The 16,546-nt window shown below is 57.0% G+C and carries 3 protein-coding genes; all 3 read left to right on the top strand.

Features of this window, described 5'->3' with window-relative positions; all coding sequences use genetic code 11:
• Positions 1-13 precede the first annotated feature (13 nt).
• The 3 genes from ACVCAM_RS11740 to ACVCAM_RS11730 all read left to right on the top strand — a co-directional run bounded on the left by ACVCAM_RS11740 (position 14) and on the right by ACVCAM_RS11730 (position 16,455).
• Entirely contained in the window at positions 14-15,685 is a 15,672-nt protein-coding gene (locus ACVCAM_RS11740) for a hemagglutinin repeat-containing protein (RefSeq protein WP_447093601.1), read from the top strand.
• Between the two features lie 10 nt (positions 15,686-15,695).
• Complete coding sequence (gene cdiI / locus ACVCAM_RS11735; RefSeq protein ID WP_008500122.1) at positions 15,696-16,058, top strand: ribonuclease toxin immunity protein CdiI; 363 nt, start codon at positions 15,696-15,698, stop codon at positions 16,056-16,058.
• A gap of 196 nt (positions 16,059-16,254) precedes the next feature.
• Positions 16,255-16,455 carry a hypothetical protein gene (locus ACVCAM_RS11730; RefSeq protein WP_072050949.1) on the top strand — a complete coding sequence of 67 codons (201 nt, stop codon included), beginning with the start codon at positions 16,255-16,257 and terminating at the stop codon, positions 16,453-16,455.
• Positions 16,456-16,546 lie beyond the last annotated feature (91 nt).

Genomic DNA, 16,546 nt, shown 5'->3' with positions numbered 1-16,546 from the left:
AGACTCTACGACTATGGATACCCGTCACCCACCCGTTCGTTTCTCGCAGCGTCTGATCAGCTGGATTGTCTGCGGCCTGATGGTCTGGCAGCCGATGGCACCTGCCGTCGCGGCGGCGCTGACGCCGACCGGGCAGACCACGGTCGATCGGGCGGGGAACGGGGTGCCGGTCGTCAACATCGCCACGCCCAACGGGGCGGGTATCTCGCATAACCAGTTCGGTGAGTATAACGTCGGCAAAGAGGGGCTTATCCTCAACAACGGCACGGACCGTTTAACCCGGACCCAGCTGGGCGGGCTTATCCAGAACAACCCCAACCTGCAGGCCGGGCGGGAAGCGAAAGGCATTATCAACGAAGTCACGGGCGCCAGCCGCTCGCAGCTGCAGGGCTATACGGAAGTCGCCGGTAAAGCAGCAAACGTCATGGTGGCCAACCCGTACGGCATTACCTGTAACGGGTGCGGATTTATCAACACCCCGAACGTCACCCTGACCACGGGGAAACCGCAGTTCGACGCCAGCGGTAACCTGCAGGCGCTGGAGGTGACGAAAGGCGCCATCACGGTTGAAGGCCAGGGGCTGGATGCCAGCAAGAGCGACGCGCTGTCGATTATTGCGCGCGCGACGGAAGTGAACGCCGCGATACATGCGAACGACCTGAAGGTGACGGCAGGGGCGAACCGCGTGGGCACGGACGGCAGCGTCAGGCCGATTGCCGGTGAGGGTGCCGCGCCCGTGGTGGCCGTGGATACCGGCGCGCTCGGCGGGATGTACGCCAACCGTATCCGTCTTGTTTCCAGCGAAAAAGGCGTCGGGGTTAACCTCGGGGATCTTAACGCCCGACAGGGCGATATTACGCTGGATACCAACGGTAAGCTGATGGTGAATAACAGCCTTGCAAGCGGTAGCCTGACGGCGAAGGCGGATAGCGTTGTCCTCAGCGGCGAACATAAAAGTACGGGAGCAATGCTGATCAACAGCCGTTCAGACGTGGCGGTAACGAACGGCAAACTGCTTAGCGACGGGGATATTACGCTTGCCGGTAATGGAAAGCTGAGCGTCGCTAACGGTACGTTAACGGCGGGTAAAAACATCAGCCTGAACTCTGGTTCGCTTACCGCAGATACCACCAGTGAGGTTAATGCGGCTGGCACCATTCAGGCTAACGTCGCAGGGGCTGCAAACCATGCGGGTAAGATGGTGGCAGGCAGCGGTATCTCTCTTTCCGCAGGCCAGCTCGCTAACAGCGGGAAAATGACCGCGAACGGCGATCTAAACGTGAAGGCGGGAGGTTTTACCAATAGCGGTGCGGTACAGGCGCAGAAAAATACCCGGCTCGATCTGGGCACGCTTAACCATACTGGTCAACTGCTGGCCGGCGGCGTGCTGGAGATCTCAACGGGGGATGCCTGGATTGACGGCATGCTCAGCAGCGATAGCGATCTGAGCGTTAGCGGTACTGGCGCGCTGAATATCGGGCAAAACGGGCAATTGTTATCCACCGGCAGGCTCGGGCTGCAGTCTGACAGCGTCATAAACAACGGGCTGGTCAGTGGGAAACAGAATCTCGCGCTCACCAGCCGTCAATTCAGCGCTCTTCAGGGGAGCACGCTGACCAGCGGGGGCAGCCTGCAGCTCAATGCGGGTGATGCGCAGATCGCCGGGGAGGTTCTGGCCCAGGGCGATCTGTCCTTCAGCGGCGACCGACTTACGACGCTGGCGAGCGGACAGCTTCAGTCGCAGGGCGATATGCTGTTGCAGGCGCATAACGCCGCCGGGCTGGACGGTGTCCAGGCTGCAAAAGGCAACCTGACGCTCGCTGCCGGCAGCTTAACGCATCGCGGTACGAGCCGCGGCAGCAACGTTTCTCTGCAGGCTAACCAGATTGACACCAGCGGCACCCTGCAGGCGGATAATGCCATGGCGTTGAGCGCCGAAACCATTGTTCAGCAGGCCGGAGGGGCGCTGCTGGCGCAGAAAACGCTGCAGCTTAATACCAGCCAGTTGACCAACAGTGGTTCGCTGGATAGCGATGCCTTAACGCTTGCCATTACCGGGCATACGGATAACCACGCGAGCGGCAAAATGACGGCCCGTAACGGGCTCACGCTGACGGGAAATACCTTCACCAACGACGGCCAGCTGGCTGCCAGCGCGCTGGCGCTGACGCTAAATAACGCCTTTACCAACACGGCCTCCGGAAGCGTGCTCGCCGAAAATACACTCGACCTGACCGCTCCAGTGTTCAATAACGCCGGGAGAGTGGCCTCATCCGCTCTGAACCTGAACGCGAATACCCTCGACAATAGCGGCCTGCTGCAGGGCGGGCAAACGTTGCAGCTCGCTTCCACAAGGCTGGCTAACCAGAGCGGGGGAAAAATCATCAGCGGCAGCGGGCTGACGCTGAATATCCCACAACTGGTGAATGCCGGGCTGATTTCGGTGAAGCAGGGGCTAACCATTGAAAGCCTGATGCTGACGAACAGCGGCAATCTTGAAGCCCAGTCGATGGCGCTGAAAGCGGGTCAGAAATTAAGTAATCAGCAAGGCGGCGTACTGCTGGCGGAAGCGTCGCTGGCGCTTACGACCCCGGCGTTTGATAACGCGGGCAGCGTTCAGGGCAAAACGCTGACGATTGACGCCGGGGAGTGGAGCAACGGGGGTCAGGCTTCGGGGCTGGACGATCTGTCGGTCAATGTCCGCGATACGTTTACTAACCTCGCCGACGGGCGGCTTGTCAGCCAGCAGACTGGCCGCGTGAACGCCGGGAAGTTTGCTAATTTCGGCGGCGTCACGGCAGACAATCTGCGCATTAGCGGCAACAGCCTGACTAACGACGGCTGGTTGCAAAGCGGCGGGGCGCTGGATCTGAATGTCGGCGCGCTGGCAAACGGGCTTTCCGGCACTGTTCAGGCAGGCAGCGGCCTGGCCGTTACCGTACAGCAGCTGGTTAATGCTGGCGCGATCTCCGCTCAGCAAGGCGCTGCCATTGATGCGTTAACGCTGGATAACAACGGGCGGATTGAAGCTCAGGATCTGCAGCTAAAGCTGCGCGAAAAGCTGAATAACCTGGCTGAGGGGATCCTCCTGGCCCAGCGCAGCCTGAAGCTCGCGACGCCGCAGCTCAGTAACGACGGACGTCTGATGTCGGAAAGCGCGACGCTGAACGCGAAGACGCTCGTCAATAAGGGTTTGCTGCAGGGGAGCGCGGCACTTGTCGCTGACGGTGAGCAGTTTAACAATGCCTCCGAAGGCGAAGTCGTCAGCGGCGGTACGCTGACGTTCAATGAGACCCTAGGGTTCAGCAACGCCGGTAAGGTGCAGGGCGAGACTATTGGACTGAATACCAGAAAGGCGGATAACAATGGCCAGATGCTGGGATTATCTGCGCTTAGCCTGAGCGGAACCGAAAGCCTCACCAATAGCGGTAATTTGCTCAGCAAAGGCAAACTGGGCCTTACGAGCGAGCAGTTGGATAACCAGGGGCAGATCGCGGCGCCCGAGCTGAACATCAACACCCGGCAGATGACCAATAGCGGTTTGCTACAGGGTGACCAGCTGTTTGGTTTTACCGCCTCCTCACTCCATAACCAGAAGCAGGGCAGCATTATCAGCGGCAGCGGGCTAAGACTTGCCATTCCCGACCTGATTAACGCCGGTTTGATTTCGGTCACCCAGGGGCTGGCTATCGAGGCCGCGACGCTGGACAACGCTGGGAACATCGAGGCGAAGGATTTACAGCTGACGCTGCGCCAGCAGCTGAATAACCAGGCGAAAGGTGTGCTGCTGGCAGATGATTCGCTTCACCTGTCGACACCTGAGTTCACCAACCGGGGGCAGCTGATTAGCCGCTCAGGCACGATAATCGCCAATACTCTGTCAAATGCGGGGTTATTGCAGGGAAATCAGGGGCTTTCCGTCAGCAGCCATACGCTGGATAACCTTTCAGGTGGTCAACTCCTGAGCGGCGGTGCGCTCACCCTGAATACCGTGCAGGGAGGGAACGCCGGACGTCTGCAGGGGGACACGGTTCAGATCGGTGCGGGGCGGCTGGATAACAGCGGCCAGGTGCTTGCTATCAACGGTCTGTCGCTCACCGCCGGGGAATTGAATAATACTGCAGGCGCAGAAATGAGCGGCAGCGGAGGTAGTTTACATGTTGATCGGCTGGTCAACGCCGGGCTGATTTCGGTCAGTCAGGGGCTGGCTATCGACGCGCTGACGCTAACGAATGGCGGCAATATTGAAGCAGGCAATCTGGCGTTAACGTCGGTACAGACGCTGAATAACCAGGCCAGTGGCGTACTGCTGGCAGACGATACCCTCTCGATTGACGCCGCCCGCGGTGATAACGCCGGGAAGCTTATCAGCAGCAACGCGCGTCTTGCGGTTAGCAGCTTAACAAATAGCGGGCTGATTCAGGGAAACCAGTCCCTCGGCCTGCAGAGCAGCCAGTTGAACAACATCGCCAGCGGCCAATTGCTGAGCGATGGTGATGTGGGACTTAATGTTGACCGTCTGGATAACGCTGGCCGGGTTCAGGGGAAAAGCCTGACGCTCGCGGGTGGACAGTCTGGCGGCGTTAACCGCGGACAAATGCTGGGCCGCGAGGCGCTGAATATTCTGTTCGCCGGGGCTTTCAACAACGACGGGCGTCTTATCAGCCAGAATTCCCTCAGCCTGAAAAGCGGGGCGCTTTCTAATACAGGGGTAATTGCTGCTGCAACCGTTAACATCGACAGCGCAGTGGGGCAGGCAAATAACAGCGGATTAATTCAGGCCGACGGCAAGCTCAGCTTCTCCGCCGCCTCATTGTCCAATCAAAAGAGCGGTTCGCTGGTAGCAGGCGATGATATTGCGCTGACGGTACCTGCGCTGATCAATGACGGGCTGATGTCGACGGGGAAAAACCTGCGCCTGGACGGGACTTCTCTTGATAACCGCGGTGGTCTGGAAGCACTGAATGTGCAGCTGAATTTGTCCGGTCAGGTAAACAACCAGCCTGAGGGGCATCTGTTTGCAGACGACCTGCTGACGCTTAACGCCGGAAGCTGGCGTAACGACGGGCAGCTTATCGGCAACAACGTCATTATTTCGTCCGGACGCGGGCAAAATAGCGGCCTGCTGCAGGGGGATATTGGTCTTAAACTTGCCGTTACCGGCCTCGATAACGATCAAGCAGGCAAGATATTAAGTGGTGGGCTGCTCGATATTACCGGCCAGCAGCTGAACAACACTGGCCTGATGCAGGGGCAGAACGCTCTCCTGCACGGCGTGGATTTCACTAATGCGGGTTCGCTGACAGGTAAAGGCGATCTGACGCTGAATGTGGATAATACCGCGACCATCAGCGGGCAAATGCTGAGCCAGGGCAAGCTGCAGCTTGACGCCAGTCAGCTCGATAATAGCGGTATTCTGGCAGCAAATACGGTTAGCGTGAGCACCGGAGAGCTGAACAATACCGGGACGCTGCAAAGCAATGGTGCTTTGAATCTCGTTGCAGACGCGTTCAGCAACGTTGGTACGCTTCTGGCCAAACAGGCGCTAAATCTCACGAGCGCAATGCTGACTAACAGCGGTGTGATTCAGGCCGACACGCTGACCCTCGCGGTAAAAAACGCGCTGACCAACCGGGACACGGGCAAAGTGCTTGCCACCCAGGCGCTGGCTTTTGACGGCAATACGTTAACCAACAGCGGCACGCTGGCGGCAGATAATGCGCACCTGGCTCTCGGGATCCTGAACAATAGCGGCCTGGTGCAGGGTAACAGTGGGCTGGCGATCCAGGGTCAAGCGGCACAGACCTCGGGCCTGAGAAGTGTTGACGCCGCGCAGACGCCTGCTGCCAAAGTGATTAATAACCTGATCGTCGGACAGCTGTTAAGCGGCGGCGATTTGACGATTGCCGGGGATAAGGGCGATAACGCCGGTACGCTACAGGGCCGGACGCTGAACGTTAAGGCCGGAAGCTGGAATAACGAGGGGACGCTGCTTGGCCAGCAAGGCGCGAGCCTGAACGTCAGCAGCACGCTAACAAACAGCGGAACGTTACTCAGCGAGGCCGGGTTTGATATTCGCGCAGGCGCTGTAGATAACCGCGGGCAGTTGGCGGCGGGTACGCTTAACCTGCAATCGGACAGCATCAGCAACAGCGGTTTATTGCAGGGTAGCGCTGCGTTGACGTTCGATACCCGGGCCCTGGATAACCTTACCGGTGGACAAATTCTGTCCGGCGGCTCGCTTAATCTCGATCTGCCGCAGTTTACCAACGGCGGGCTCGTTCAGGCGAGTCAGGATATGACGCTGACGACCGGCAGCTTTGACAACCTGGGCACATTGTCTGCCGGAGCGTTAAATCTTAACGTCGCGCAACAGCTGAATAACCAGAGCGGGGGCAAGCTGCTGGCGACCCGTCAACTTAGCAGCCAGAGCGCCAGCCTGACGAATAACGGTGTGCTTGCCGCAATGAGTGTCGAGCTTACCAGCGGCCAGATCGACAACAACGGCATCCTGCAGGGAGACAGCGCGCTGGCGCTGCACACGCCGCGGCTCAACAATCTGACGAACGGGCAAATTGTTAGCGGCAGCTCGCTGAATCTCTCCATCCCGCAGATGGTCAACCTGGGGCTGATGTCTGTAAAAGAGGCGCTGGTCCTTTCTGGAGCCACCCTGGATAACCAGGGAACGCTACAAGGGAGCCGTGTGGGGCTAAGCTTCACCGGCGACGTCGTGAACCGCGGCAATGCACGCCTGGTGGCACAAAAAGATCTGACCCTGAGCGCCGCCAGCCTTAACAACCAGGGCACGTTAGCGGGAGATTCGGTGAATATCATCACCAATCTGCTGACCAACGTCGGCTTGCTGCAGGGTAACAGCGCGCTGGCGCTGAACTCCCTGACGCCATCAACTCTGGTACTTAACAATAAGACCGGCGGGCAAATTATCACCGGCGGGGCGCTGACGCTTTCCCTGCCGCAGCTGACCAACCAGGGGCTGCTGCTTTCGCAGCAGGGGCTCACGCTTAATCTCGATAATCTCGACAACCAGGGCATCGTGCAGGCGCGCGATCTGGGCCTGAATATCGGCAACCAGCTGACGAACCAACAAAGTGGACGGCTGCTCGCTCAGCAGGGGCTGAACCTGACGGCCGCAAGGCTGGATAACGCAGGTCAGCTGGCGGCGAGTAATGCCACGCTGGCGGTCAATATTCTGAATAACCGCGGCGTGCTTCAGGGCGACGGCGGGCTGTCGATTACCGCCCCGACGCTGAACAACCTGACCGGCGGGAAACTGCTTTCCGGCGGACAGCTGACGCTTAAGGCCGGTCAGCTCGCGAATGGCGGGATAATGCAGGGGCAACGGCTCGGCGTGAACGCGAGTGGCTGGAACAACAGCGGCAGCGTACTCGGTACCGACGGACTGACCGCTCAGGTTGATAACCAGTTGACCAACACGGGTCGCCTGCTTGGCCAGGGGAGTACGCGCGTTGCTGCGGGGGCGCTGAATAACCAGGGCTCTCTGCTGGTTGACGGTGACCTGATACTGGACGGCGGCAGCCTGTCAAACGGGGGCAGCCTTCAGGGCAGTACCCTGACGGTAAATAGTGGTACGGTCGATAACGCCGGTTCCGTGATTGGTCTGAACGCCCTGACGCTTCAACCTCTTCAGGGGCTGACCAACCGGGCCGGTGCATCAATGAAAACGCAGGGAACGCTGCTGGCGGGTGGGCAGAGCATCACGAATGATGGTCTGTGGCAGTCGCAGTACCTGAAGGTTAACGCCCGGCAGTTACAGAACAACGGTACGCTGCAAAGCGCGGGAAATACGGATCTCGCGCTGACCTCCTCCCTGGTCAATACGGGCTCAATGGTGGCGAACGGGACGGCCACGCTCGGGGCGCCAACGCTGAAGAATCAGGGGCAAATGCTGGCGAAGAAGATGTCGCTGTCGGGCGGTTCGCTCAGTAACAGCGGCAGCATCAGCGGTGCCGATGGCCTTGGCGTCACGCTCAGCGGCGATCTTGACCAGCAGGCGGGTGCGAAGCTGTTAAGCAACGGCCTGCTCAGCATGGGCGCCAATATCCTGACCAACCTCGGTCATATCCAGGGGAGCACCCTGACGCTGAATGCCGGTAGCCTGAATAACCAGGGCCGCATGGAGGCGAATACCGCGCTCAACGCCACGCTGCGCGGTAACGTCGATAACGGACGCAATGCCGTGATGCTGAGCCAGGGCGCTTTCCAGCTGGGCGCACAGACGCTGAATAATGACGGTACGCTACAGGGGAACGGTAATACGCAGCTTGACCTGCGCGATCGCGGCAGTAATCAGGGGCAGTTACTCAGTGGTGCAACGCTAACGCTGAATACGCCGGGGCTGACCAACAGCGGCTGGGTGCAGGGCTTTGCGCTGTGGCTCAACGCCGGTTCGCTGAACAACAGCGGTACGGTGCTGGCACAGCAGCAGGGAACGCTCGGTGGTAATTATATTGTAAACGACGGCATGTTGCAGGGCGCGAACCTGACGGTTAATCCGGGCCAGCTCGATAATAACGGTACGGTATACGCCACCCAGAATCTTGGGATTGCCGCCTCGCAGGTCAATAACGCTGCTGCTGCCCGGATGCTTAGCCAGGGTAACCTGGCGATTAACGCCACTAATACCGGCCTTCAGGGGCAGGTTGTGGCGCTGGGGGACCTCACCCTCGCGAGCAAGGCTTCCTATAATCAGCTGACTACGCTGGCCGCGGGGAATACGCTGTCCGTCACCAGCCAGGGCGATATCACGACCAATGGCCTGATGCAGGGCAAGGGGATACAGCTTTCCGCTGCGGGTACGCTGAATAATAACGGCCAGCTGCGGGCGGGCTATGGCGAAAGCCAGCTTAGCGCAGGGCAGCTAAACCTGAATGGTACAGGCAGCGTCGAGGCGGGCGGTACGCTGCGCCTGAGCAGCCTGAACGGTATTAATAACGCAGGGTTTGTCGGAACTGCAGGCGATCTGATCGCCAGCGCCGGAAGCACGCTGCTGAATAGCGCTCTGCTGTACGCGGGCAATAATATGAGCCTGCTGGCGAACAGCATCCGTAACGCGCGCGGCGATATTCTGGCCGGTAACAGCCTGTGGATGCAGCGCGACAGCGCAGGTAACGCTAGCGCGGAGGTCGTGAATACTTCAGGCAGTATTGAAACCCTGCGTGGCGACATTTCAATCCTGACCGGGCATTTAGTAAACGAGCGGGATGGGCTCAATGCAGCCCAGAGCGAAACGAATATCGCACCGTCCTGGGTTAAGGGTGGAACGGCGGATATTCCTGTGGACTGGATTTCCTCTTCCGGTACCGGCAAGTACGGTATTTATGTGACGGAAGGACAGAGTTATCACGGCCACGGTGACGACTGGAGCGAAATGCTTGGCAACTATGCGCCTTATGAAGACGCGGATGTTCAAAAAGTTGCCGTTAAAACCGTTTCGGTATCCGTGAGCGCGAAGGGGCAGCAGTCCCGCATTGCGTCCGGCCGAGACATCATCGCCCGGTCTGATAACGTTGAAAATATGGCGTCGTCGATTCTGGCGAACAGAAATATTCAGCTTTCAGGAAGTACCTTAAATAACCAGTCATGGCTAAACGGCACGTCGACGGTTTATAACGTTTATCGCTATGGGGTAGGCGATAAATATGCCCGCAGACCTGATGAGACCACGCGAAGCTATGACAAGCTGGTATCGAAGTCGATTAGCTATGTTCTTGACAGTGTGACCACTGAAGGGGCCAGCGGAGACGTTTATCGCGCCGTTATCCAGGCCGGCGGCGCGGTAGTCGCCAGCTTCAGCAACAATATCAGCAATACCTCCACCACGGCGAACGCCCCGGGCTATAAGCCTGGCCTCAGTGCCCCCGGGCTGAACCTGTCTGGCGGCCCGACCGTTGCGTCTGGCGCTAAGGCCACCGGACTCGGCGCGGCAAGCAGCCAAAGCGTTGCCGCACCGCAGGCGACCATTAACCTGCCCGGCGGTGGGAGTGGCATAGGTAATGCGGAAGTGCTCACCAGCCGCAATGCCGGTAATAACGGTCTGGCATCGATTGATAACCGTCCCCAGAGCATCGGCGATTTTGGCCAGGCAGGCGGCAAGCTGGCTGACGTTCACCTGCAGGCTGCAGGCTTAACCTCCCAGAACGGTGCGAACGGTACGCCGGTTGATTTGACCGGGACCGGTGCAGCCCTGGTGGTTCCCGGCAGCGCGGGTGGCAAGCATACGACTATTGCCAGCGATACCGTAGCGCTGGCGGGGCAGAAGCAGTCGGGAACAAGCGGAACGTCCGCGCTGGCTTCCCGCGATAAGATCGGTGAAATCGCTGCGGTAACGGCTCAGATCATTTCGCTTTCCAGCGGCGGGAAAACGCCTCCGCCACCGGGTTATAACTACCGTCCTGTTTCGCTTACCGATATCTCGTCGGTTGCCCCAGCGCTGACCAGCAATGGTTCGCCGATTAAGCTGAGCGACTATCCGCTACCGGCCAACAATAACGGCTATTTTGTGGCAAACCGCGATCCGAAAAGCCCGTATCTCATTGTTACCAACCCGAAACTGGCGGGTTTAGGGCAACTGGATAGCAGCCTGTTTAATGATTTGTACAAGCTGGCCGGGACAACGCCGCCTTCGGCGCCGCAGGAAACCCGTACAACCTATACCGATACCACGCAGTTCCTGGGGTCGGATTATTTCCTGGCGCGTCTGAATCTGCGTCCGGAATATGATTACCGTTTCCTGGGCGATGCGGCCTTCGACACCCGCTACGTCAGCAATCAGATCCTGAACGAGACCGGTAGCCGCTACGTTAACGGCGTGGGCTCCGACCTTGAGCAGATGCAGTATCTGATCGATCGCGCCGCTCAGGCCCGTGACAAGCTGGGGTTACAGCTCGGCGTCAGCCTGTCGGAAGAGCAGGTTGCCTCGCTGGATTCCAGTATCCTGTGGTGGGAAAACACGGTGATTGAGGGACAAAATGTCCTCGTGCCAAGGCTGTACCTGTCGGCGAAGGACGTGGCGTTTAACAAAGGGAGCATTATCGCCGGAAATCAGGTGATCCTTAATGCTGGCAGCATCACGAATGACGGCAGTACGCTGCAGGGTAAAAGCCTGCTGGCTGCCAGCAGCCAGAGCACAATCAACAACATCAATGGTGGCCTGATCGGTTCCAGCGGAAGCCTGCAGCTTAGCGCCCTGGGCAATATCAATAACGTGGGGTCAACCATCAGCGGGCAGACGGTTAGCCTTGAGAGCGTGGGGGGCAGTATTGTTAACCAGACGCTGACCAACCAATGGAATATCTCGGGTACCACGAACGGATGGAACAGCCAGGCCGTCTCGCTGACGCAAACCGACCTGGGCGCGCTTGCTTCCATCAAAGCGACGGACAGCCTGACCCTGAGCGCCGGGAAAGATATCATCAATACCGGCGCTAACCTCAGTGCTGGCGGCGATATGTTGCTAAAAGCGCTGGATGATATCTCTGTTACAGGGAATCAACTGGTGACGCGCGACCGTTATGGCCGCAATCTCAATGAGACCGTCACCAACCAGGGCAGTACGGTCACCAGCGGAGGCAACCTTGGCCTGCAGGCAGGTTACGATCTGAACGTTACGGGCAGTAATCTGACGGCCGGAGGCAGCGCTGCGCTTTGGGCGGGGAACGATCTGGTGCTGGATGTGGCGCAGAATAGCCGTCACAGCCAGACCGCGAAAACGGATTCCCTGAAGACGGATAATACGCGTACGGTCATTAGCGCTGGCGACGATCTGACGCTGGCCGCAGGCCGCGATCTGCGCAGTAACGCCGCGGCGCTTGCCGCACAGGATCGCGTGGGGCTGCAGGCCGGACGGGATATCGATCTGCTGGCGGCAGAGACCACAACCAGCGACAAATACAGCGCGAAGAAAAAGGTCGAGATCAACCAGTCTGTGCGCCAGCAGGGAACGGAGATCGCCAGCGGCAGCAGCACCACAATCATTGCGAACCGTGATGTTAATACCCAGGCGGCGCAGGTCACAGCACACGGGGATATTGGCGTGGGCGCAGGGCGGGACATAAATCTCGCCACCGCAACCGAAAGCGATTATCACTACAAAGAGCAGACTAAAACCAAAAAAGGGTTCCTGAGCAAGAAAACCACCCACACCATCGAGGAGAACAGCGCGACGCGTGAATCCGGCTCATTGCTGAGCGGCGATAACGTGCAGGTGGTGGCGGGCAATAACCTGCTGGTGAACGGTTCCGCCGTGGCGGGCGACGGCGACGTGAAGCTTAAGGCGGGCAACAACGTCGATATTGTGGCAGCGACGAACAGCGATACCTCCTGGCGCTTTAAGGAAGAGAAAAAATCCGGCCTGATGGGCTCGGGCGGGATTGGTTTCACCATCGGCAGCAGCAAAAGTACCCAGGATCTCCGTGAGAAGGGCACCACCCAGAGCCAGAGTTTCAGTACGGTGGGCTCGACGGGGGGGAGCGTTGATATTGCCGCCGGTAATCAGCTGCATGTCGGCGGCGCGGATCTGGTGGCTGGCAAAAATATGGCGCTCACCGGAGACAGCGTGACGATCGAGCCGGGCCACGACAGGCTCACCAGCGATCAAACCTTCAAGCAGAAAAGCAGTGGCCTGACGATTGCCCTCTCCGGCGCAGTGGGTGACGCGGTGAACACTGCGGCCAGCACGGCAATGGCGGTGAAAGACCAGAGCGATGGCCGTCTCGCTGCACTGCAGGCGACCAAAGCGGCACTGTCGGGTGTTCAGGCCGTGCAGGCCAACCGTCTCGCTGAAGCGGCTAACGGCAGCGATCCCACCAACAATGGCGCGTTCGGCGTGATGGCCTCCATTGGCGGACAGTCCTCTAAATCCACCTCACACTCGGAGCAGGACAAAACGACCGGCAGCACGCTGAATGCCGGGGGTAACCTCGCCATCACGGCGACAGGTCAGGGCAACGCTGCCAACAGCGGTGATATTACCGTGGCGGGCAGCCAGCTGAAGGCTGGCAAGGATCTGACGCTCAATGCGGCTCAGGATATCAACCTGACGAGTGCAGCCGACACCAACAAACTGACGGGCAGTAACTCCAGCAAGGGTGGCTCAATCGGGATCGGTATTACCGCCGGTCCGAATGGCGCGGGCATCACCGTCTCTGCCAGCGTAAACGCCGCCAGAGGCAGCGAAAAAGGCAATGGAACCTCCTGGAACGAAACGACGCTGGATGCCGGACAGAACGTCAACCTGACCAGCGGCCGCGATACGGTACTTAAAGGCGCGCAGGTCAACGGCGATAAGGTCACGGCGGATGTCGGGCGCGACCTGACCCTCAGCAGCCTGCAGGATAGCGACAAATACAACAGCAAACAGCAGAGTATGAATGCGGGTGCAAGCTACACCTGGGGAGCGGGCAGCGGTAGCGGCAGCTTTAGCATCAGCCGCGACAAGATGAAGAGCAACTACGACTCGGTCCAGGAGCAGACCGGGATCTTCGCTGGCAAAGGCGGCTTTGATATTAACGTTGGCAACCATACGCAGCTGGACGGTGCGGTGATTGCCAGCCGTGCTGATGCAGACAAAAACCGCCTTGAGACCGGTACGCTGGGCTTTACGGACATCAACAATAAGGCGGAGTATAAGGTTGAACATCAGGGTGTCGGCTTCAGCAGCGGCGCCGGGGTTGCGGGTAATCTGGTTAGCAACATGGCCAGCACAATGCTGGCAGGAATGGGCGGTAGCGGCCATGCTGAAGGGACCACGCAATCAGCGGTAGCCGACGGTGCTATCATTGTTCGCGACCAGGCTAACCAGAAGCAGGACGTCAGCACGCTCAGCCGTGACACTGACCATGCCAACGGCAGCATCGACCCGATCTTTAACAAAGAGAAAGAGCAGAAACGCCTGCAAACCGCGCAAATGATTGGCGAGATCGGCAATCAGGTTGCGGATATTGCGCGCACCAACGGCAAGATTGCGGCCACGGAAGCGGCCAACGAGAAGATGAAAACCGCTGGGAGCGATGCGCGTAACGCCGCCATCAGCCAGCTGAAAAAAGACGGTAAAGAGGTTACCGATCAGGCGATTCATGACCAGATGTACCAGACCTTCTATAACGAAGCGTTTAACCAGTCTGGCATGGGAACGGGGCAGAGCACCCAGCGCGCCATCACGGCAGCAACGGCGGCCATTCAGGCGCTGGCAGGTGGCGATATTAAAGCTGCGATTGCGGGCGGTGCCGCGCCGTATATCGCCAATGCCATCGCGAATGCCATCCCGGAGAAGGATCTTAAGGGACGCGTGCTGGCCCATGCGGTTGTCAACGCCGCACTTGCAGCCGCTTCCGGCAGAGATGCGGCGTCGGCCGCAGCCGGTGCGGCGGTGGGTGAGCTGGCTGGTAAGATTGCGGTTGACGGTTTTGGCAAACAGGTCAGCGAACTGAGCGAGGAAGAAAAACAGACGGTATCTGCGCTGGCGACACTGGCTTCTGGTCTGGCTGGCGGGCTTGTCGGAGACAGCAGCGCGAATGCGGTAGCGGCGGCTCAGGCGGGCAAAACGACGGTTGAGAATAACTATCTTAGCAACCAACAACGTTCTGAGCGGGATAAAGAGTTTGATGCCTGTAAAGGTAACACCTCATGCCAGTTGAAAGTCGGTGCTAAATGGGATGCTATTGATATCGGGCAGGAGGCCGCCTACGGGGCTGGTATGCTGGTTGGTGTTCCTCAGGGGATTAGTGATTCCGTCGAGAGTTTATCGAAAGCCATCACAAATCCTGCCGCCACTTATGATGCGATTAAGCAATTAATCACGAGCGACGACATGTTCAGTACGATGTCGGATGCCGTTAAACAAAGTTATATTGATCGTATCAATCTGATGGAATCAGAGTATCAGAGGGCAGGTGCGGGAGGTGCGTACAATGCAGGTCTTGAGGCGGGTAAACTCATGTCCGATCTCATTACTGCTGTTGCCAGTGGTGTTGGTGTTGCAAAAACAGGTACGGCTCTGACAGAGAAGATTGTTGCAAAAGTCACTTCCAAAGTAGACAAAGTTATTCCTGAAAATCCATCGATCACATGGACTGCTGGCGATGGCGAGTATTCAGTAAAACCGGGTAAGGATATTAAAAATGTAGAGTATCCTGGCGGTCAGTACGACGGAAATTCGCTGCCATATAAAACCAGTACAGAGAAGGGCATTACGACAATCACTTATCCTGATGGGATGAGTATCAGAATTGATCAACCAAAACATCTGGCAACGGTTGATGGGTTTACGCAAAAGAGTGGGATTTCAGGTGGGCATAATGCTGATGCGTTTTATGATGCCGTTAAAAAATATGGCGTAAAAATCGTAAGCGAGAAACCTACAAATGTTAAAGGTATTTCTGAAGTTGAATACTTAGTTCCTACCAAAGATCGCATGGGGAATTTAGATGGAAAATATAAACCAAGTCCAGAAAAGAAAACTATCTATGATCCGAAAATATATACTGACAAAGTAATGTTAGATCTTGGGCAAGAGGCTGCAGTGAAAGGGTATAGAGATGCAATGCTCAATGGTCAGTCAGCATATGACGCTACAGCTGGCGGGTTGAATTTTAGAGTTTATCTCGATAAAAATACAGGTCGAGTCACAAACTTTCATCCCAAATAGGATTAAATGAATGAAATTTTTATTTGGTTTACCTTATATAAAATCAGACCCTTACGTGGTTATAAAAACTTACTTTGACCTCATGTATAATGATGGTGATTTCTTGATGTCTATTGAAAGTATTATTAAAAAGCATTCATTTATGAGAGATGGGGTTTACTGCTTCTTTCCTGATATGGAAAGTTATGACGAAAGTGAACATTTTGAGGGTGTTGAATTTGCTGTTGGTTATCCTCCCTCTGAAGCAGATACTACTATCGTTAGTGAAGAAATCTGCTATCACTACGTACGACTTGCAAGTGAAAAGTATTTGCTGCTTCACCCGGAAGATACGGAAAAGGTAAATAGCTTACTTGCTCGGCTACCTGTGTGAGTACAAATCCAGCCAACTGTCCGCGGGATTTTTTTGCTCTGCCTTTTTCACTTCCAGACAAGATGTGTTTTTGGAGTACCGCCGTCCGCGACGGTACTCCAAAACGGCCAGGTCACGCAATCCTAAAACATCAGATGGTGGAACCGCTTTTAGGCCTGTAAACGGTAGGGCGTACTTCGATAATTTGAGGTGATGAATGGATGTAATATCTCTTGCTGGGAAACAAGCTCAATTAACCATTGATGAAAATGAATTATTGATCCTGAATTCAGTTTTAAATGAAATCTGTAATGGTATCTCTGTTCCTGAATTTGAAACCAGGATTGGGGCTTCTAAAGAAGATGTCTGTGCCTTACTTAATGATATAGGCCAAACTTTAGACAATATGATGGCTTGAGAAGATCCCGGCTCCTGCGGCGTTTTTTTGTTCCGCAATGCTGTTTGGAAATATCTGAACTCATCCCGGCAGGCTATTTTACGATAGCCTG

The organism is Enterobacter sp. CFEC122 (genome assembly GCF_052983755.1).
This window is presented reverse-complemented; position numbering and strand designations above follow the sequence as displayed.